Annotated in this window: 23 protein-coding genes; 19 read left to right on the top strand and 4 right to left on the bottom strand. The window is 41.0% G+C overall.

From position 1 onward, the window contains the following. Nucleotides 1–719 (top strand): hypothetical protein (locus tag QMD21_04355; GenBank protein ID MDI6855995.1); only part of this gene is annotated, 719 nt, incomplete at its 5' end. On the opposite strand, the gene QMD21_04350 is transcribed toward QMD21_04355, so the two are convergent. Then, a complete protein-coding gene (locus tag QMD21_04350) occupies nucleotides 711–1,490 on the bottom strand; it encodes a hypothetical protein (GenBank protein MDI6855994.1) in 780 nt (259 codons plus the stop codon). The two genes, QMD21_04355 and QMD21_04350, sit on opposite strands and share 9 nt — an antisense overlap. A 96-nt stretch (nucleotides 1,491–1,586) precedes the next feature. Here QMD21_04350 and QMD21_04345 point away from each other — a divergent pair, with 96 nt between their 5' ends. From QMD21_04345 to QMD21_04325, 5 genes are all read left to right on the top strand, one after another. Next, nucleotides 1,587–2,360: a slipin family protein gene (locus QMD21_04345; protein MDI6855993.1), complete on the top strand. Its 774-nt coding sequence runs from the start codon at nucleotides 1,587–1,589 to the stop codon at nucleotides 2,358–2,360. A 9-nt stretch (nucleotides 2,361–2,369) separates the two neighbouring features. Then, the gene (locus QMD21_04340) at nucleotides 2,370–3,689 is read left to right on the top strand and encodes a nodulation protein NfeD (GenBank protein MDI6855992.1); all 1,320 of its coding nucleotides are present in this window, start codon (nucleotides 2,370–2,372) and stop codon (nucleotides 3,687–3,689) included. Between the two features lie 2 nt (nucleotides 3,690–3,691). Continuing rightward, entirely contained in the window at nucleotides 3,692–4,126 is a 435-nt protein-coding gene (pfdA, locus tag QMD21_04335; GenBank protein ID MDI6855991.1) for a prefoldin subunit alpha, read from the top strand. 2 nt (nucleotides 4,127–4,128) lie between these two features. Beyond that, a complete protein-coding gene (gene ftsY / locus QMD21_04330; protein MDI6855990.1) occupies nucleotides 4,129–5,031 on the top strand; it encodes a signal recognition particle-docking protein FtsY in 903 nt (300 codons plus the stop codon). Between the two features lie 328 nt (nucleotides 5,032–5,359). Then, a complete protein-coding gene (locus QMD21_04325) occupies nucleotides 5,360–6,085 on the top strand; it encodes a hypothetical protein (protein MDI6855989.1) in 726 nt (241 codons plus the stop codon). Between the two features lie 113 nt (nucleotides 6,086–6,198). On the opposite strand, the gene QMD21_04320 is transcribed toward QMD21_04325, so the two are convergent. From QMD21_04320 to QMD21_04310, 3 genes are read right to left on the bottom strand one after another with little or no spacing between them, the layout of a single operon-like run. After that, nucleotides 6,199–7,665 carry a Ni/Fe hydrogenase subunit alpha gene (locus tag QMD21_04320; protein MDI6855988.1) on the bottom strand — a complete coding sequence of 489 codons (1,467 nt, stop codon included), beginning with the start codon at nucleotides 7,663–7,665 and terminating at the stop codon, nucleotides 6,199–6,201. Between the two features lie 6 nt (nucleotides 7,666–7,671). After that, a complete protein-coding gene (locus tag QMD21_04315) occupies nucleotides 7,672–8,670 on the bottom strand; it encodes an oxidoreductase (protein MDI6855987.1) in 999 nt (332 codons plus the stop codon). Next, complete coding sequence (locus QMD21_04310) at nucleotides 8,667–9,080, bottom strand: hydrogenase iron-sulfur subunit (protein MDI6855986.1); 414 nt, start codon at nucleotides 9,078–9,080, stop codon at nucleotides 8,667–8,669. Before QMD21_04310 ends, QMD21_04315 begins: the two co-directional genes overlap by 4 nt. A gap of 97 nt (nucleotides 9,081–9,177) precedes the next feature. On the opposite strand from QMD21_04310, the gene QMD21_04305 reads away from it, so the two are divergent. From QMD21_04305 to QMD21_04245, 13 genes are all read left to right on the top strand, one after another. Beyond that, a complete protein-coding gene (locus tag QMD21_04305; GenBank protein ID MDI6855985.1) occupies nucleotides 9,178–9,699 on the top strand; it encodes a Na+/H+ antiporter subunit E in 522 nt (173 codons plus the stop codon). Between the two features lie 148 nt (nucleotides 9,700–9,847). Then, complete coding sequence (locus tag QMD21_04300) at nucleotides 9,848–10,114, top strand: monovalent cation/H+ antiporter complex subunit F (GenBank protein ID MDI6855984.1); 267 nt, start codon at nucleotides 9,848–9,850, stop codon at nucleotides 10,112–10,114. Nucleotide 10,115: 1 nt separating this feature from the next. Continuing rightward, on the top strand, nucleotides 10,116–10,475 hold the full coding sequence (gene mnhG, locus QMD21_04295) for a monovalent cation/H(+) antiporter subunit G (GenBank protein ID MDI6855983.1): 360 nt from the start codon (nucleotides 10,116–10,118) through the stop codon (nucleotides 10,473–10,475). Beyond that, nucleotides 10,472–10,735 carry a DUF4040 domain-containing protein gene (locus tag QMD21_04290; protein ID MDI6855982.1) on the top strand — a complete coding sequence of 88 codons (264 nt, stop codon included), beginning with the start codon at nucleotides 10,472–10,474 and terminating at the stop codon, nucleotides 10,733–10,735. The genes mnhG and QMD21_04290 overlap by 4 nt, the downstream gene beginning before the upstream one ends. Nucleotides 10,736–10,740: 5 nt before the next feature. Further along, nucleotides 10,741–11,586 carry an MnhB domain-containing protein gene (locus QMD21_04285; protein MDI6855981.1) on the top strand — a complete coding sequence of 282 codons (846 nt, stop codon included), beginning with the start codon at nucleotides 10,741–10,743 and terminating at the stop codon, nucleotides 11,584–11,586. After that, nucleotides 11,583–11,930, top strand: a complete 348-nt coding sequence (locus tag QMD21_04280; GenBank protein MDI6855980.1) for a sodium:proton antiporter — start codon at nucleotides 11,583–11,585, stop codon at nucleotides 11,928–11,930. The genes QMD21_04285 and QMD21_04280 overlap by 4 nt, the downstream gene beginning before the upstream one ends. A 5-nt stretch (nucleotides 11,931–11,935) precedes the next feature. Next, on the top strand, nucleotides 11,936–13,504 hold the full coding sequence (locus tag QMD21_04275) for a proton-conducting transporter membrane subunit (GenBank protein ID MDI6855979.1): 1,569 nt from the start codon (nucleotides 11,936–11,938) through the stop codon (nucleotides 13,502–13,504). Then, nucleotides 13,501–13,848, top strand: coding sequence for a hydrogenase (locus QMD21_04270; protein ID MDI6855978.1), 348 nt, complete (start codon nucleotides 13,501–13,503; stop codon nucleotides 13,846–13,848). The genes QMD21_04275 and QMD21_04270 overlap by 4 nt, the downstream gene beginning before the upstream one ends. After that, nucleotides 13,845–14,291, top strand: a complete 447-nt coding sequence (locus tag QMD21_04265; protein ID MDI6855977.1) for an NADH-quinone oxidoreductase subunit B family protein — start codon at nucleotides 13,845–13,847, stop codon at nucleotides 14,289–14,291. Before QMD21_04270 ends, QMD21_04265 begins: the two co-directional genes overlap by 4 nt. 7 nt (nucleotides 14,292–14,298) lie before the next feature. Beyond that, a complete protein-coding gene (locus tag QMD21_04260) occupies nucleotides 14,299–14,817 on the top strand; it encodes an NADH-quinone oxidoreductase subunit C (protein ID MDI6855976.1) in 519 nt (172 codons plus the stop codon). Continuing rightward, nucleotides 14,814–16,046 (top strand): nickel-dependent hydrogenase large subunit, encoded by a 1,233-nt coding sequence (locus QMD21_04255; GenBank protein MDI6855975.1) that lies wholly within the window; start codon nucleotides 14,814–14,816, stop codon nucleotides 16,044–16,046. The genes QMD21_04260 and QMD21_04255 overlap by 4 nt, the downstream gene beginning before the upstream one ends. Continuing rightward, nucleotides 16,036–17,046, top strand: coding sequence for an NADH-quinone oxidoreductase subunit H (locus tag QMD21_04250; GenBank protein MDI6855974.1), 1,011 nt, complete (start codon nucleotides 16,036–16,038; stop codon nucleotides 17,044–17,046). The genes QMD21_04255 and QMD21_04250 overlap by 11 nt, the downstream gene beginning before the upstream one ends. Before the next feature lie 4 nt (nucleotides 17,047–17,050). Then, nucleotides 17,051–17,344, top strand: a 294-nt coding sequence (locus QMD21_04245) for a 4Fe-4S binding protein (GenBank protein ID MDI6855973.1), incomplete at its 3' end; no start/stop codon positions are given.

The raw sequence follows: 17,344 nt of genomic DNA, 5'->3' as shown, positions 1-17,344 counted from the left end.
AAAAAATAATGCTTGAATCATTACTTGGCGTTCTTATAGGGCCCGTACCTGCACTTGCACTGTTGTTCTTTTCACTCAAAGGCTACGAAGGGCTTTTTGAGGAAAGAACCCTTTTCAAAATGTTCGTTTTAGGTCTGTTCTTGGGCTTGGTAGCTGTAATCTTCGAACTGTTTAGGTTTTTTAGTTTAAATCCAAAAGAAGCACACATAACATTCTGCGTTATCTCGATACCAGGCTTGGCAATATTTCAAACTTTACTCAAATTGTTCGTATTAGGAAGGCAGAAGTTTAAAGCCGTGCCTTCAACCACATTTTACGGACTTGCGCTAGGACTTGGGTTCGGCGCTATGTACAATTTCAGCTTATCTTTCGCAGCACTCACACCTGCTTTGAAAAGCGCTAATTACTATCTTGCAGCTCTTACAGTAATTATAACAATAGGACAGCCCTTTTTACAAGGAGCAACAAGCACAATTCTAGGTTTGGGAGTTGCGACTTCTAAATTGCTCTTAATGTTAGGATGGACAATTTTAATACATTCAATATTTAACTCAGCAGCCTTCGTCACCAATCTAAATATTATATCTCTGGAATGTTACACAGTATTTGCGGTTTGCTACGTAATTTCCATTTTTATTTACGCACTAAAATTCCTTTTACCATACTCAAGTGAAGAGCTCAGAAAGAAGCGCAGAAGAGCTTTGAGAAAGCTAATCTAATTTCTTCCAATCTCGCAAGCTCGAAGTAGTTCCACAGAACTCACACTCTAGCTTTTTAGGTAAGCTCTTTATGCAAGCCATACATTTATCTCTACCATATATAGTAAGAGCTTTACAGAACTTGCATTCTACAAGCCAGTGCTCACCTTTAGCGCAGTATGCCACTTTTCTTTCGTACCCGCATGAAGGGCATGCTAAAGCTTCAAATCTAATACTTGCGTTACAAAATCTGCATGTGTTTACATATTTGAGCCTGGCTCCAGGAAGCCATAAAATATAGATTAATAATAGTATGAGAGCAGCCTCAGCCAAAATGTATAGTGAAAGATTGCTTTTACCTACGACCCAGCGAGCCCAATCTGAGAGAGAAATGTTCGAGAATATAAAAAACAACATTAAAGCAACAAACCACAAGCCGAGCGGGCAGTAGCCGTACTGCTCTCTAAGCTTTATAACTTTACTGGCAACTGTATGCATTGTCAGCACAGCTATAACTTCACAAACCAGTCCAATCGCCATAAATATCAAAAGTCTGGTAGTTAAAAGGCTTCCGCCAATACCTGCGAAAACGTAGATTACAAGCAATAGAAATGAATATTTCCAGAAGTTAGGAAAGGCTTTGTAAATGGATGCGAATGCAAGTAATGCAAAGACAATCCAGAGCGCAGTATTAACAGCGCCTCCAACATAGCCTGCGTAAAGTGATAGTAATAAAAATACTATTGTAAGTATTGCAAAGAAGTTTTTACGAGTGAAAATTTTAAATTTCATTCAACAATAAATTTTATTCGGTCTATATAAACATTCTCAAGTAGTTGGCAAACATTTAATACAACGCAGAATAATTTGTTAGCAGGTGATGAAAATATGGAAATTTGGGCTATATGTCTTGCAGTAGTAGCTATTGTAATAATTATAATTTTGGCGAACGCAATAAAAATAGTGCGTGAATACGAAAGGGTTGTGATTTTTAGGCTTGGTAGATTGCTGGGCAGGCCTAAAGGGCCTGGCATATTTTTCATTATTCCTATAATAGATCAAATGGTGAGAATAGACTTGCGTACTATGGTGATAGATGTAACAAAGCAGAGAGTAGTCACAAAAGATAATGTTACTGTAGATGTAGATGCAGTGGTATATTACAGAGTATTCGATCCCCAGAAAGCTGTTGTGCAAGTTCAGCAATACATTTACGCAACTACTTTACTTTCTCAAACTACCTTACGAGATATTTTGGGGCAGGTAGAATTAGATGATTTGCTCTCTAAGAGAGAAGAGCTTAACAAGCGCTTACAAGAGGTTTTAGATACAGCTACAGACCCTTGGGGAATAAAGGTCAGCGCAGTAACTATTAAAGATGTAGCTTTGCCCGAGACTATGCTTAGAGCTATTGCTAAGCAAGCTGAAGCTGAGCGAGAGAGGCGCTCAAGAATAATAATGGCTGAAGGCGAGTTACAGGCAGCTCAGAAAATGCGAGAAGCTGCAGAGCAGTATGAGAGAGCGCCTGTTTCATTAAGGCTCAGAGAGCTCCAAACTCTCACTGAAATTGCACGTGAGAAAAATCTTATTGTAGTGCCTGGCGGCGAAATAGGCGCAATTGCAGGAATTGCTAAAGCTGTACAGAAAGTAGCTAAAGAATAAAAAAATTAAATGGCAACTAAAAAACTTGCTTTTGTAATCCTAATACTGATTTTAGTGCAGAATTTTTACATAGCTGATAGTACAAAGGCACAGCAAACCAGAGTATTGGTTGTAAAAATAGAAGAGCCTATAACCCCAGCTACACCTGAAATTTTAAAAGAAGCTTTAGAAAAAGCTCAATCTTTAGGAGCTAATGCTTTAATAATCATACTCAACACCCCTGGTGGAGGGCTAAGCGAGACTTTTCAGATTACTCAGCTAATAGCTAGCTCGCCAATACCTATAATAGGCTATGTTTATCCCCTAGCAGCGCATGCAGTTTCAGCAGGTACTTTCATTCTTATGAGTACTCATATCGCAGCAATGGCTCCTCATACTATTATAGGTTCATGCCAGCCTATAGAAGTCACTCCGGAGGGTAGTAAGTACATAACTGAGAACAAAACTATAAATCACTTAGTAAAAATCCTGCAAGAGCATGCGAGTATACACAATCGCAATGTATCGGTTGTAGAAAAGTTCGTTACTGAGAATCGCAATCTCAACGCTACTGAAGCTAACGAGCTAGGAGTTATAGAAATTATTGCAAGCTCTATTCAAGAGCTTTTGGAGCAGGCTGACGGAATGAACGTAACCACAAGTATTGGCAATTTAACTTTGAGTACTGCAAACGCGCAAATAGTATATTATGAGCCATCAATTAAACTACAAATTTTAAAAGTACTATCAAATCCACTTCTTGCGTCACTACTTCTAATGCTAGGAATTTTCGGACTGATTTTCGGTATTTCCACGCCAGGCCACGGAGCTGAAATTTTAGGAATTATCTGCATATGCTTAGGACTGATAGGTACAGGCTTCGAGCTTAATTATGTGGCGCTGTTTTTAGTTATCTTCGGAAGTGCTCTACTGCTTATAGAACTATTCACGCCAGGCTTCGGAATTATAGGAATTGCAGGAATAATATGTTTAATAATTGGAACTGTATTCTTAATACCAATGACATACCCCAGATGGCTTGTATCAGAGGAGTTTCAAAAACAGTTAGTGATTACTTTACTTGCTCCTCCAGCTGTAGTCGCAGGTTTTTTCATATTCGCATTATTCAAAATTATAAAAATAAGGCGGAAGAAGCCTGCAATTGGCGAGTTTGTTGGCGAAGAAGCAGAAACTATAGAGGAAATTTCTAAAGGAAAAGAAGGTTTCGTAATGTTTAAAGGCGAATATTGGCGGGCGAAGAGCGAGGACGAGACAATTCCTCAGAGAACCAGAGTTGTTATTGTAAGGAAAGACCACGCTACACTCGTGGTAAAGAAGAAAAGCGAATAAATATGAAAGAAAAGGAAGAGACCAAAGCTAGGGAATTGCAAGAAACTGTTTATTTATTAGAGCTGAAGAAAGCCCAGTTTAGCACTCTTGAGAAGCAGATAGCACTTTTAGATATTACTTATAACGACAATCTAAGAGCCAAAGAAACTCTTACCAATTACGATAAACTATCTGATGGCAATGAAATTCTTGTGCCTATAGGCGGTGAAATATTTCTTTACGCAAAAATTGATAAAATAGGAAAAGCTCTTGTAGGGATTGGCGGAGATGTCACTGTAGAGAAGAGCGTAGCTGAAGCTATAAAAAGGGTAGAAGATAGACTGAAAGAAATTGAGAGTGCAAGAATTAGAATTTCAGACCAGGCTGAGAAGGTACAAAGCGATATTACTAAACTCACAGAAAGAATTAGAGCGCTTTACGAAGCGCAGTCAAAGTAAAAATGTTCAAAGCTCTAAAAGAAAAACTTAAAATATTGCATAAGAAGACGGAAGAGGAGCTAAAAGCTGAGCCTTTGCCGAAGGAGACAAAAATCGATAAAATACTGTGGGCTTTAGAACTTATTATGCTGGAAGCGGATGTAGCGCTTCCTGTGATCGATAAAATAAAAGAAGATGTGAAGAAGGAGCTAGCCACCAAGAAGCTTGGTAGAGACGTGAAAAGTGTTATTGAGGAAACTTTAAAAAGCGCAATTTCAAATATACTTCATTCTGCAGTCTCTGATTTTGATAAACTTGTTTCAGAGCGCCAGAAGCCAATAAAGTTGCTTTTTGTAGGTATAAACGGCTCTGGAAAGACGAGTGCAATTGCTAAATTAGCTTGGAGGTTAAAGAAGAGTAATTATCGTTGTGTTTTAGCTGCAAGCGATACTTTTAGAGCAGGAGCTATTGAGCAGTTAGAGAAGCATGCTAGTGCATTAGGTGCAAAGCTAATCAAGCATTTGCCTGGCAGCGATCCTGCAGCTGTGGCTTACGATGCGGTAGAGCATGCAAAAGCTCGTAATATCGATTTTGTACTCATTGATACTGCTGGAAGAATGCAGACTAATGTTAATCTTATGGACGAAATGAAAAAGCTCAATCGTGTTATCGCTCCTGACTTTATAATTTTCGTTGGCGATGCTCTTACAGGTAACGATGCTGTGGAGCAGGCTAAAACTTTTAATGACGAGTTAGGCATAGATGCAGTTATATTAACAAAAATAGATGCGGATGCTAAAGGTGGAGCTGCTCTCTCAGTCGCCTATACTATAGGTAAGCCTATCTTGTTTTTGAGTACAGGTCAGGGTTACGAGGATTTTATAGAATTCGATCCTAAATGGATGGTGGATAGATTGTTTGGCTGATGATCCCACTATCTCTTCTCAACTTCCAAAATTTATGTTTCGTCTCACTATGTCGAGGTAGAAGGTGTGGTACATTGGCTTCCAGGAAGGGTAAATATTATCGATTGCATAATTTATAATAACGAGTACGGAATTTACTGTGACCGATTCACCTTCCCTACGATAAAAGATAGCCACGTTTTTTGGAATAAAAATTACGATATCTACATTTCCTACGGCACTCTACCAATAACAATTGATGCATCATACGATAGAAGACACGTATATTTTGAAGACACTACTAATACTGATGAGGATCATTGGAATGACAATCAAGAATTGTATGTTTATGGTTTTCAATCCATATATAAGAGAGGATACTAAAGAAAACGCAAACGCAGATTTTGATAATGATAAGCTAACAAATCTTAATGAGGGAAGCGCTTACGGCACGGATCCTTTAAATCCTGACACAGACTTGGATCTTATTCGTGACAAGGATGAAATGGACGGCATAACGACAAGATATATTGTAGATAAAGGAGCTAAAGGATATTTGTTTTACAAAGAGATAACCCCCGGCTACAGTAAAACGTTCAGTTACAAAACTTCTCCGTTCAATCCAGATACAGACTTCGACGGCCAAAACGATTATAACGACCTAGTCCCATTAGACTACGATATGGATGGAGATGGGTACATTAACAAAGCAGACCTCACTAATCCAGCTTCAAACTGCTATGTTGAAAGGATAGCTATAGCTGCGAATAATGATAACAATTTGATAAGAGACGCTTATGGTAATTTAGCGAGCGATACCGATGATGATAATGACGGCATTAATGATTATGAAGACAAGGACATGGATGCAGATGGAATGCCTGACGTCTACGAAGTAAAGTATGGCGAGCTAGATATCGCACTTTATGATGCGGATGGCGAGTACGGAGAGAATCAGGTTAATAGTCAAGGCTGGCAGAACCCGCTTATTTACAATGCGAGGTATGCGGTGCTGATCGGTGGTGGGGGAGGAGCACCTAAGGATGTAGAATTAACTGCGGTGTTAAACCCTTGAAATAACTCTTGCCCTAAATCTGAAATTTTAACGATAAAGCCTTTATCTTTAAATTCACCAGTTGCATTCTCGTAACTTACTTTACATCATCATAGTTGCTCTTATTTTAATTCCTAAAAATTAGCTATCTTTCTGATTAATTTTTTATTTGCATTGTAAACATTTACTACCAATGGCAAATGTCCCGGAAGCGCGTGGGTAGCGCATGCGAAGCATGGATCGTAGGCTCTAAATGCAACCTCTATCTTATTCAAAATTCCTTTATCTACTTTACCTTCTTTAATTAAACTTTTAGCTGCTTCTTTAATAGAAATAGATATCGGAGCGTGGTTGTGAGTAGTTGCCACTATAAGATTGACTTTTTTAATTAACTTATTTTCATCAGCTACATAATGATGTATCAAAGTACCACGTGCAGCTTCTATTACGCCTATACCTTCAGATTCTTTCTCTTCGCTTTTAGGATAAGTTCTTATTTCTTTACCTGTAATCTCTTTATCTTGAGTTAACTCCAGCAATCTTTCAGCAGCATACAAAATTTCTATTAATCTTGCCCAGTGATATGCAAGAGTATTATGCACTGGCTTGCAATTGAAAAACTCATAAAATTTTTTATACTCTTCGTTAGCTAGTTTGGTAGCAAACCCTTCACTTGCATTAACTCTTGCTAAAGGACCTACTCTGTAAATACCGCTATCTTTGCTTGCTTCTAAACCTTTCCAGCCAAGCTTTTTTAGATAAGGGAATTTGCAATAGCTCCAAGGCTCTACACGCTCTGCAATGTGCTCAAGATAGTTATCAACTTCAAATTTTGCGTACTCTTTGTTGTCAGGACTAACAACCCTTATTTTGCCATCGTAAAAATTTATTTTGTTGCTTTCATCCACAAGTCCCATGTAATAAGTCTCCAGCTTATAGCCATCGTTAAGAATTAGTTCCTTGTAGGCTGGCAACAATTTATCTTTCCAAAGCGCTATGGAAAACTTAGCAAACTCGATACACGAGCTTGCTATTTTCTCTATCTCAGCCCGCTCCTCTTCATTTAATCCTTTACTCACGCCGCCAGGTAGGCCGAAAGTTGGATGTATCGTCTTACCGCCTAGAATTTCAAGTACTCTTTGCCCGTAAGCTCTGTGCTTTATCACTTCTTTTGCAACCTCAAGACCTACTTTTTTTATTACTCCTAAAATATTGCGCTCCTCTGGCTTAGCATCTAAGCCTACAACAAAATCGGGCGAGGCAAGTATATAGAAATGTAAAATATGGTCGTAGATGTAGTAAGCAGAATAGAAAAGCTCCCTTAGTTTCTTAGCTACTCTTGTAGGCTCTACCTTAAATAATTTATCTAAAGCTTTTGTTGAGCATAGATGATGAGATTCAGGGCATACACCGCAAATTCTAGATGTAAGTACAGGCATATCTTCAGCTAATCTACCGACACAGAACCGTTCAAACCCTCTCAGCTCTGGCACTTGGAAATAGGCATTTTCTAGACTGCCTTTACTATCTAAAAACAGCTCTATTCTGCCATGTCCCTCAAGTCTCGTTATTGGCGAGATAGTTATTCTTTGCTTTGCCATTTGGGTTCACTTTTTTTCGGTGTGCTTGCGACTGATTATTCCTACAGGAAGTGAGAATTTATAAAAGCTGCCTGCTGGGTCTGCAACCTTATCAATGATTTTCTTAAGATCTTCTTCGCTCAGCGCTTTCTCTTCCTCAATACCTATTATAGAAGCTAGTGCGGAGAGCATTTTAGCGCCTTGATCTAGGGCTTCCGGCAAAGCGCCCATACAGCCAATGCAGGGTTGATTTGCGTTAAGGCATCTTGCCTTACAGCCTCCCCTTGTCGCAGGTCCCATACATATAATACCTTGGTCAAGCAAGCATTTTTTAGGATCTGCCTCTTTTTCATAAATTCTGTAAATTTTAGATATACTTTTCTTCTCAGCTTTCTCACGTTCACATTCATCGCAAACGCTTTTTTCGCTTCCTATTACTGTGCCTTTAGGAGGAAGCGCACCTTTAGCTGCAAACTCTTTAGCTATTTCTAACAGCTTTTCTGTACTCTCAATAGGCGGTGCGCAGCCAGGTACAAAATAATCTACCTCAACAACTTGATGGAGAGCTCTAGAATAACCGTAAAACTCAGGTAGCTCTAGTTCATGAGCATCGGCTTTATAACTTTGCTGAGGTGTTGTAAATTTTGGATTGATAGTGCTCGGCGTTTCTGAATAAGCTATTTTATAAACTTCTTCTTTAGTAGCTAAATTAACCAAGCCTGGTATACCTCCAAAGCATGCGCAACTCCCATAAGCTATCAAAACTTTAGATTTCTCTCTCAGCATTTTAGCAATCTGTTCGTTTTCAAAATTCGCTATGCAACCATTGATTAGAGAAATATCTATTTCCTGAGCTTTGAACTTCTCTAAATCTTCGTATTTAAAGTCAAGTGCTACAGGCCATAGCACAATATCTGCAATTTCTGCAAGCTCCAGAATTTTTTCGTTGAGCTCCACTAGAGCTACCTCGCAGCCCCCGCAGGAGCCGAACCAGTAAATTGCAATTTTTAATTTTTTATTTTTCATTTTTTGAAAGGGCCTAATTCACGAAGTTCTTTAACGAAATCTTCTACTGCGCTTGCAAACTTTTTACCTTCTGAAGCAGATATAAATTCTAAGCGCAGCCTTTTCCCATCCACGCCAAGTTGCTCCAAAAGCTTTCTCATTAAAATAACTCTCCGTACAGTTTTATAGTTGCCTGTTTGATAGTGGCAATCGCCTGGATGACATGCGCCTATGAAAACTCCGTCTGCGCCCCTTTTTAAAGCTTCTAGCACGAAAACAGGGTCTACTCTAGCAGAGCACATTACACGTATCGCTCTTATATTAGGTGGGTATTGCATTCTGCTCACACCAGCCAAATCCGCACCTGCATAAGCGCACCAGTTGCACAGAAATGCAAGTATCTTAGGCTCGAACTTATCTACGCTTGCCATTCCTAAAGACATTATTGTTTATGAAAACTTTAATATTTCGGCTTTCTAGTAGGTGTCAAGTTAAGTTTTTAAGCTGCAAAAAATATACAGATTTGAGATGCTCTGTGCGGCTTTGGTCACTTTCCTAATCTCATTCCTGTTCTATCTCCTCCTTACAGTAGGCCCCAGAACTTACTTCCCACAAGGTATTTTATACTGGGACTGGAGCGAGTTGATTGCAGGAATAATTCTGAGTGCAATCGCAGCAGTAGTAGCTTATAGAATATTTTTAATGAAGAAAAATTATAGAATGCTCAATCCCAGAAGGTGGCTAATGTTCATTTGCTACTTAGCGCCCTTCTTTTTGGCAATGGCGAAAGCTAATTTGGATGTTGCGTATCGTGTAATTACAGGCAAAATAAAGCCTGGGATTGTAAAAATAAAGACAAACTTAAAAACAGACTTAGGCTTGACTTTACTTGCAAATTCAATTACATTAACACCAGGCACTTTAAGTGTAGATGTGGATGAAAAAACTAACGATTTGTATATTCATTGGATCTACGTAAGAAATAAAGAGCCTAGTGCTGAAGAAGTATGTGGCTCTTTTCCCAAATGGGCGAGGAGGATAGCGGAATGAGAGTGGTTAGTAGTTTCGGAATTGCCAAGGCAAATCCTCACTCCTGCAAATTGCTCGCAATTTGTAGAAGTCAGGGATTAGTACTCAGGATTCAGAGATCTGAAAGCAACCACTCCCTAACTACTTACCACAAAGGTAATCTTATAAAATGATAGATTTAAGCAACCTATTCCTTGTAGCAGGCGCAGCTTTACTTGTTTTTATAATATTTGCGATGATGAGAGCTCTGCTCGGTCCTACTGTGCCTGATAGAGCTGTAGCGCTCGATATTGTCAACACACTTGTTATCGCAGCAATGATACTTTTAAGCGCAGGCTATAAGAGTATAATTTATGTAGACGTAGCTATTGTCTACGCTATACTTTCCTTTATAGGCACTCTCTATATTGCAAAATATCTTGAAGGAGGTCCTTAACTTGATAGAATATCTTGTTTACATATTCATTAGCATAGGATTGACATTCAACTGCCTCGGCACTATAGGCTTGCTTAGATTTCCTGATGTGTACACAAGGCTACATGCAGCTACTAAATGCACTACTTTCGGCTCTATTTTCACTAGCCTTGCAGTAATAGTTTACGGCTTTGTGCTGTGGTACGAGGGCAGTACAGGTTACGGAATACTTTCTTTACATTCCGCTGTGGCGCTAGTTGCACTTGTAGTTACTGCAGCTACAGGAGCGCATGCACTTGCAAGAGGTACTCATAGGCATGGTATAAAGCCAGCCTTAGCGGTTGTTGACAAGCTAGAGGAGGAAAGGAAAGTAAAAGAATGATTGGGGTAGAAGAAGTCGCAGGCATTGGGCATATTGCATTGCTTATTATGATAGTTGTTTCAGGCTATGCAGCAATAAAATTCAAAGATTTACTGGTATGCGCAATCGCAGCTGCAATAATGTCGTTACTGCTATCTTTAGAATTTTACGTTTTACAAGCGCCGGATGTGGCGATTGCGCAGGCAGGCATAGGTGCAGGGCTGACAACCGCTATTTACGTAATTGCGATCAGGGGTACTTTACGAAAGGAGGAGGACTGAAAAAAATGCGAAAAATTGTCGCTAGCATTTCATTTCTTATCCTGCTTGCGTTCTTATTGTTCATTGCAGTAAAGCTCCATCCTTTTGGCGAGCCTGAGGAGAGAGAAATGGATGATTACTTTATAAAAGGTTATTATAATGAAACTCAAAACAAGGTTATTGGCGGAGCGCAGAATGAGAGTGGCGCAAATAATGTTGTAACTGCGGTTGTGTTCGATTATAGAGGCTTCGATACGCTTGGCGAGGCTACTGTACTGTTCTCTGCAGTTACAGGTGTTGCAGCACTGTTTAGGAGGTTGAGAAGAGGAATGATGGAAGAGAAGCGCTCTGAAGCCGAACGAAAAGAAGAAGGCTTGAGCAAAATTGTAAAAACTATTACTAACATCTTTTACCCACTCATTCTAATATTCGGGCTGTATGTGATACTACATGGCCATTTAACTCCCGGAGGCGGGTTCCAAGGTGGTGCTGTAGTAGCAAGCGCTTTCGCGTTAGTTGCAATTGCCTACGGCAAACTTATAGTTCCTAAATTTTTGAACAAAGAAAAAATGTCTGTAGTTGAGACCTCAGGACTTGTTGGCTTTATAGGGCTTGCGTTCCTTGGGCTTACAACTACATTCTTCTTTAATTTCTTAGCTGTAGGCAGAACCCCGCCGTTAAGCTGGCTTTCCGGTACGGTACCACTATGGGGGCCTAACCCAGGTGCGCTTAACACCGGTGGAGTATTACCATTTATGAATCTTGCAGTTGGTGCTGAGGTGCTTGCAGGATTGGGTATTATAGTGCTTTTCATGCTTGTAGGGCTTCTACCTGAAGAATACGAAGAGCAAAAGGAAGAAGAGAAAAAATGATCGGCAATTTCCCGTTTGTTGCAGTTGCACTCCTTATCGCACTCGGCTTCTATACCTTATTATTCAAAAGAAATCTTATCAAAATAGTTATCGGTATAGAGCTTATAGAATGCGGGGTAAACCTTTTCTTGATAACTCTAGGCTATGTAAAAGGCGCAGTTGCACCTATCTATACCCACACGCTCGCTCCGGCTGAGAGGATGGTTTTGCCTACGCCGCAGGCTTTAACTCTGACAAGTATCGTTATAGGGCTTGCAACCACAGCTCTAATGCTCTCTTTCGCAATGCTTATTTATAGACGATACAACACTGCGGACGTTAGTAAAATGAGGTTGAGAGGCTAAAAAAAATGACCCTAGATTGGCTGAGTATACATTCGCCAGCTTTAGTAGTAGCCATACCTTTAATTGCTGCGTTTGCTACCCTGCTTATCAGCAAGCTAGCAGGTCCCAAAGCCAGAAATGGGTTTGTGGTTACTACACTTGTTCTCGAGTTAATCATCGGCATTCTTCTTGCAAGGTACGTGTTGCTAAAAGGTACCACAGTTTACGTATTCGGAGGCGTATCCCCAGCTGCAACTCTGGCTGGTTATACCGTACCGGTACGGATAATGTTTGAAGTTGACGCTTTTAGCGCTACAATGGCTTTGGTATCAATAGGACTTGCGTTCCTCGCTGGTATTTATTCTTTGAGTTATATGAAAGCCCATACTGGTCTAGATAAATATTACACTTTAAGCTTTTTGTTACTCGCGGGAATGCTTGGGATGGTATGTACAGGCGATCTTTTTAACTTTTTTGTTTTTCTAGAAATAACCTCAATTGCAGGCTCTGCCCTTGTAGCGTTCTTTATGCACCGAGGCGAAGCGCCAGAGGCTGCTTATAAATATATGACAATATGTACTGTTGGCGGCTTGCTAGTGCTCTTCGCAACTGCACTTTTCTATAGCGAATACGATGCTCTCAATATAGCTTATCTGGCAAGTGTGTTGAAGTTCGGAGTGGTAGAGCAGGTAGCTTTAGCGCTTCTGCTAGGCGCGCTTGCTATGAAAGCAGGCTCTTTCCCGCTCCATCAATGGCTTCCTGACGCTTACTCAGAAGCCCCATGCCCTATCACAATAATGCTTGTCGGCTCTACACTTGCTAGCTTATATGCGCTTTTCAGAGTGTGCTTTACGCTCTACGGCGGGGTGCTGAATACGCTCATTATAGGCTGGCTTGTGATAATTCTCGGTGTGCTCTCTATCTTCGTAGGCGTTACAATGGCTTTACTCCAGACAGACTTTAAACGTTTACTTGCCTATTCTGCAATTTCGCAGATTGGTTATATGCTGCTTGCACTTGGAGTGGGGCTTGCGGTCTTGAGTGATCCGCTCGCAATGGATACTTATGGTATGCGCGCTATGGAAGGCGGAATATTCCATCTTATTAATGACGCTACCTGTAAAGCTTTGCTCTTCCTTGCAGTGGGCGCTGTGTTTTATGCAACTAAGACCCGAGATCTTAACAAGCTTTCAGGCTTAGGTAGGAACCTAAAATATACTTCTGTCTTTTTCATTATAGGCGCTTTGGGCTTGGCAGGCATGCCGCCCTGTAACGGGTTTGTTTCTAAACTGATAATTTACGAATCTGTCTATCAATTTAATCCTGTACTTTCAATAATTGCAATTCTAGCAAGTATAGTCACACTCGCAATTTTAGTCAAAGTTTTCTATTCTGCATTTTTAGGGCCGAGGGTTGAAGAATACAAGAACATAGAGGAAGCGCCAAAAAGCATGCTCATTCCAATGGCATTGCTCGCAATTGTGATAATAATTTTCGGGCTCTTTCCTGACATCGTGCTCGGGAAGCTAGTCACGCCTGCAGTTCATGCACTTGTTGATCAACTATCATACATCACGAGGGTGGTACCGCTATGATAGGTCATATAGAGACCGGTGTGGGCTTCTGGAACGCAATCGTTTGGTGCGTAAGCTTTATAGTCGTTGCGCTCGCTGTCTACGCAATTAGAGCGCTCGGCAGAACTCATTACAGAAAAGGCACGGAGCAAGTAAAGCCCTACTTATCAGGAACTACAGAATACGATAGAGTAAGAGTACCAGGCGAGAACGTTTATTGGGGGTTTGCGCAAGCACTTAAAAATTATTATAACAAAATAACGCCTGTGCATGCAGGCCGACTCAACGACTATATCACATGGCTTGTGCTCATGCTGGCTGTATTTCTTGTGATTATCACTCTTCTCTCAGGAGGTTTGGGATGATAAAAAAACTAGCGAAAGCGCTCAATCCTGCAATCTGGGTATTCCATGTTAATACAGGCTCTTGTAATGGTTGCGATATAGAAATAATAGCAGCTTTAACTCCAAGATACGATGTTGAGCGGTTTGGGATAAGGCTTGTAGGTACACCAAGGCATGCTGACGTGCTGCTTGTTACAGGCCCTGTTACCAAGCAGATGGAGCCAAAACTAAAAAGGATTTACGCACAGACACCAGACCCAAAAGTTGTGCTCGTTATCGGCAACTGCGGCGCTACAGGGGGGGTATTCTACGAGTCTTATAATCTTGTAGGTCCTGTAGACCAAATTGTGCCTGTAGATGTCTATGTGCCAGGCTGCCCGCCTAGACCAGAGGCTATAATTGACGGCGTGGTAAAAGCATGGCTCAAATTAGAAAAGTTATCTGAAGAAAGTGAAAAGAAGTGAAAATAAAATGAACGCCCAAGAGCTTATCGACAAGCTCAAACAGAAATTCGGCGCTCAGATAAAAGAAGTGCGCTTCGAGGAGCGCCCTTGCGGCGTTAAGCGCAACAAAGCGCAAATAGTATGGTTGAAAGTCGATCGCAGCGCGTTTAAACCCTTAGTACAGTTCTTAGTCCCTACTACCTTGCATCTTGCCGTAGTCTCAGGGAACGATCTTGGTGAGAGTATTGAGCTAATCTATCATTTCTCAGTTAACTATGGTGAGCACCTTAAAGAAATATCTCTGAACTTATGCGTAGAGCTCCCCAAATCAGATTTGAAAATCGAGAGTATTTGTGACCTCATACCCGGAGCTCTTATTACAGAACGTGAGAAGGAGGAGATGTTTGGTATCACTATAGAAAACATACCTGATAAGCGCAGGATTTTCCTACCTGAAGATTTCCCTGAAGGCATATACCCATGGCGCAAGGATGAGACAGGCATACCTGACAAAATGATAGTAAAATTATCGGAGCGAAGAAAATGAAACCCACAAAAGCCACATATACACTTCCTATAGGTCCTATCCACCCAGCACTCAAAGAACCTGTATTCTTCGAATTTGAAATTCAAGGCGAGCGCATAGTTAACGTAGATGTGAAATTAGGGCATGTGCATCGAGGTATAGAATGGGCTGGCATGAGACGCAATCCAATTCAAATTTTGTATCTTGCAGAGAGAATATGCGGTATATGCTGCGTTTCACATCCTTTCGCCTTCTGCGAGGCTGTAGAACGTGCTGCTGAGGTTGAAGTGCCTGAGCGCGCGCAGTATATACGAGTGATAATTGCAGAGCTTGAGCGTATCCATTCACATATTCTATGGGCTGGGGTTGCAGCGCATGAACTTGGGTTTGATTCTGTTCTGTACCTTACATGGCGAATACGGGAAAAAGTGCTTGACCTTTTAGAGGAGCTGACTGGTAACAGGGTTACAAGAGCTATTTTTACTATCGGCGGTGTGAGAAGAGATATAACTAAAGAGCAAATACCCAAGGTCCAAGAAGCTCTGGATTATTATAAAGGATTGCTTGAAAAAGTTATGGATATATTTTTGAAAGATCCTACAATTGCACTAAGGTGCAAAAACGCAGGTATTTTGAAAAAAGAAGATGCGCTTAAACTCTGTGCTGTAGGTCCTACAACGAGGGCGAGCGGCGTGCCCAAAGATGTGAGGCAAGACCAAGCTTATTCTGCGTATGCAGACCTCGATATCAGAGCTCAGACTCCGGATTTACTAACAGGCGTTGTTAACGGCGATGTGTATGACAGAATTATTGTAAGGCTCCTTGAGCTAAAGCAATCGATCGAGATAATAGAAAATTGCGTTGGAGCAATGCCTGCCGGAGATATAATGATAGAGAAGAAGCCTTTGGTGATGCTTGGAAAATTAAAAAAGGCTGTTGGAGAGGGTATTGGGAGGCATGAAGCGCCTCGCGGCGAGGTTTTCCATTATGTTAAACTTACAGGCAAACCAGAGCCCTATACATGGAAAGCGAGGGCACCTACATACAATAATATCTTACCTTGGATTCCTATGCTCCTCGGGCAGCAGATTGCAGACATACCAATAGTAGCAGCTTCTACAGACCCTTGTATTTCATGCACAAATAGAGTAATAATTATAAAAGATGGTAAAAGAAAAACGCTCACCAAAGAAGACCTTCATAGACTTAGTGTTCTGAAGACCAGGAGGCTGATGCGCAATGGGTATTGATTTTCTTCTATTAATTAAAATACTAGTGCTCCCTGTGATTTTAGGCTTGTTCGCTATCTTCGTGGGCCTGCTCTATAAAGGTATAGACCGCAAGATTGCAGCTCATATGCAAGCTCGCATTGGCCCGCCGATAAGACAGCCTTTTAGAGATGTGCGCAAGCTCTTAATCAAAGAAAATATAATTCCTGAAAACGCAATAGAATGGGTATTCAATCTTGCACCTGTTGTGGCTGTAGTTGCCGGGATATCTATACTTCTCTACGTACCTATAGGCACTCCAGAACTAACTGTGCTTTCAGGCTATGGTGATCTGATTCTGATTATCTACCTCTTAATGATACCTGCACTTGCGCTAGTTATTGGCGGTATGGCTTCAGGCTCGCCCTACGCTACAGTTGGCGCTCAACGCGAAATGGTGATGATGATGAGTTATGAGTTTCCACTTGCGGTAGCAATAGTAGCAGTTGCTTGGAAGCTCGGTAGCTTCTCTCTACCTGTGATTTCTTCGCAGCCAGTTTGGGGCTTTGTAGAGCCAAACCTACACCCGTTGGGTTTTGTAGGATTCTGCCTGCTGGTACTCACGTTACTTGTGATTACTCCTATAGAGCTCTCTAAAATACCTTTCGATGTGCCAGAAGCGGAAACTGAAATTGGTAGCGGGTTGCTTGCAGAGTATTCTGGTCGCAACCTAGCGCTTTTCGTGCTTGCAGATGGAGTAAAAACTGTAGCCATAGGCTCTTTGGTTGTTGCGATCTTCTTTCCCTGGGGCTTGGCGCCGCTCCTGGGCTTGAGCGGGTGGCTTGCGAGAGTTGTGGATATTTTATTCTTCTTACTGAAAGTTCTTATTATTATAATAATCAGTGTGACTTTTGTGCGAGTAGCGGCTGCGAGACTCAAAATAGACCAAGTGGCGTATACCTATTTCATACCACTAACGGTGCTCGCTTTTTGTGGGCTTGCACTTGTAGTACTTGACGAGCTTCTGTTTATGGGGGTGTGAAAAAATGCCTACTCCAATGTTCTTTGAGTTATTCAAGCAGCTTTTCAAAAAGCCTGCAACTAACAAGTTTCCAGTAAAATATGCTCCACCTTCTGTTAAGGGATTGTTAGAGAAGGTCAAAGCTGGCGTAGCGAAACCAAACCCTCCAATTCCATTACCGCCTGATTTCAGAGGTAAAATTTCTTATGAAGCTGATAAATGCACCGGCTGCGCCTCTTGTATAAAAGTATGCCCTGCAAATGCAATTGAGCTTGTACAAGCTGAGAAAGCGGTACTTTTCCATGAAAAAGAAGGCGCT

Source organism: Candidatus Thermoplasmatota archaeon, assembly GCA_030018475.1.
Taxonomy (GTDB): Archaea; Thermoplasmatota; JASEFT01; order JASEFT01; family JASEFT01; genus JASEFT01.
This window is presented reverse-complemented; position numbering and strand designations above follow the sequence as displayed.

Excerpts from the sequence above, each read along its gene's own strand:
- QMD21_04350 (MDI6855994.1), bottom strand. The coding sequence starts at position 1,490 with ATGAAATTTAAAATTTTCACTCGTAAAAACTTCTTTGCAATACTTACA.
- QMD21_04345 (MDI6855993.1), top strand. The coding sequence starts at position 1,587 with ATGGAAATTTGGGCTATATGTCTTGCAGTAGTAGCTATTGTAATAATT.
- QMD21_04340 (MDI6855992.1), top strand. The coding sequence starts at position 2,370 with ATGGCAACTAAAAAACTTGCTTTTGTAATCCTAATACTGATTTTAGTG.
- pfdA (MDI6855991.1), top strand. The coding sequence starts at position 3,692 with ATGAAAGAAAAGGAAGAGACCAAAGCTAGGGAATTGCAAGAAACTGTT.
- ftsY (MDI6855990.1), top strand. The coding sequence starts at position 4,129 with ATGTTCAAAGCTCTAAAAGAAAAACTTAAAATATTGCATAAGAAGACG.
- QMD21_04325 (MDI6855989.1), top strand. The coding sequence starts at position 5,360 with ATGGTTTTCAATCCATATATAAGAGAGGATACTAAAGAAAACGCAAAC.
- QMD21_04320 (MDI6855988.1), bottom strand. The coding sequence starts at position 7,665 with ATGGCAAAGCAAAGAATAACTATCTCGCCAATAACGAGACTTGAGGGA.
- QMD21_04315 (MDI6855987.1), bottom strand. The coding sequence starts at position 8,670 with ATGAAAAATAAAAAATTAAAAATTGCAATTTACTGGTTCGGCTCCTGC.
- QMD21_04310 (MDI6855986.1), bottom strand. The coding sequence starts at position 9,080 with ATGGCAAGCGTAGATAAGTTCGAGCCTAAGATACTTGCATTTCTGTGC.
- QMD21_04305 (MDI6855985.1), top strand. The coding sequence starts at position 9,178 with ATGCTCTGTGCGGCTTTGGTCACTTTCCTAATCTCATTCCTGTTCTAT.
- QMD21_04300 (MDI6855984.1), top strand. The coding sequence starts at position 9,848 with ATGATAGATTTAAGCAACCTATTCCTTGTAGCAGGCGCAGCTTTACTT.
- QMD21_04290 (MDI6855982.1), top strand. The coding sequence starts at position 10,472 with ATGATTGGGGTAGAAGAAGTCGCAGGCATTGGGCATATTGCATTGCTT.
- QMD21_04285 (MDI6855981.1), top strand. The coding sequence starts at position 10,741 with ATGCGAAAAATTGTCGCTAGCATTTCATTTCTTATCCTGCTTGCGTTC.
- QMD21_04280 (MDI6855980.1), top strand. The coding sequence starts at position 11,583 with ATGATCGGCAATTTCCCGTTTGTTGCAGTTGCACTCCTTATCGCACTC.
- QMD21_04275 (MDI6855979.1), top strand. The coding sequence starts at position 11,936 with ATGACCCTAGATTGGCTGAGTATACATTCGCCAGCTTTAGTAGTAGCC.
- QMD21_04270 (MDI6855978.1), top strand. The coding sequence starts at position 13,501 with ATGATAGGTCATATAGAGACCGGTGTGGGCTTCTGGAACGCAATCGTT.
- QMD21_04265 (MDI6855977.1), top strand. The coding sequence starts at position 13,845 with ATGATAAAAAAACTAGCGAAAGCGCTCAATCCTGCAATCTGGGTATTC.
- QMD21_04260 (MDI6855976.1), top strand. The coding sequence starts at position 14,299 with ATGAACGCCCAAGAGCTTATCGACAAGCTCAAACAGAAATTCGGCGCT.
- QMD21_04255 (MDI6855975.1), top strand. The coding sequence starts at position 14,814 with ATGAAACCCACAAAAGCCACATATACACTTCCTATAGGTCCTATCCAC.
- QMD21_04250 (MDI6855974.1), top strand. The coding sequence starts at position 16,036 with ATGGGTATTGATTTTCTTCTATTAATTAAAATACTAGTGCTCCCTGTG.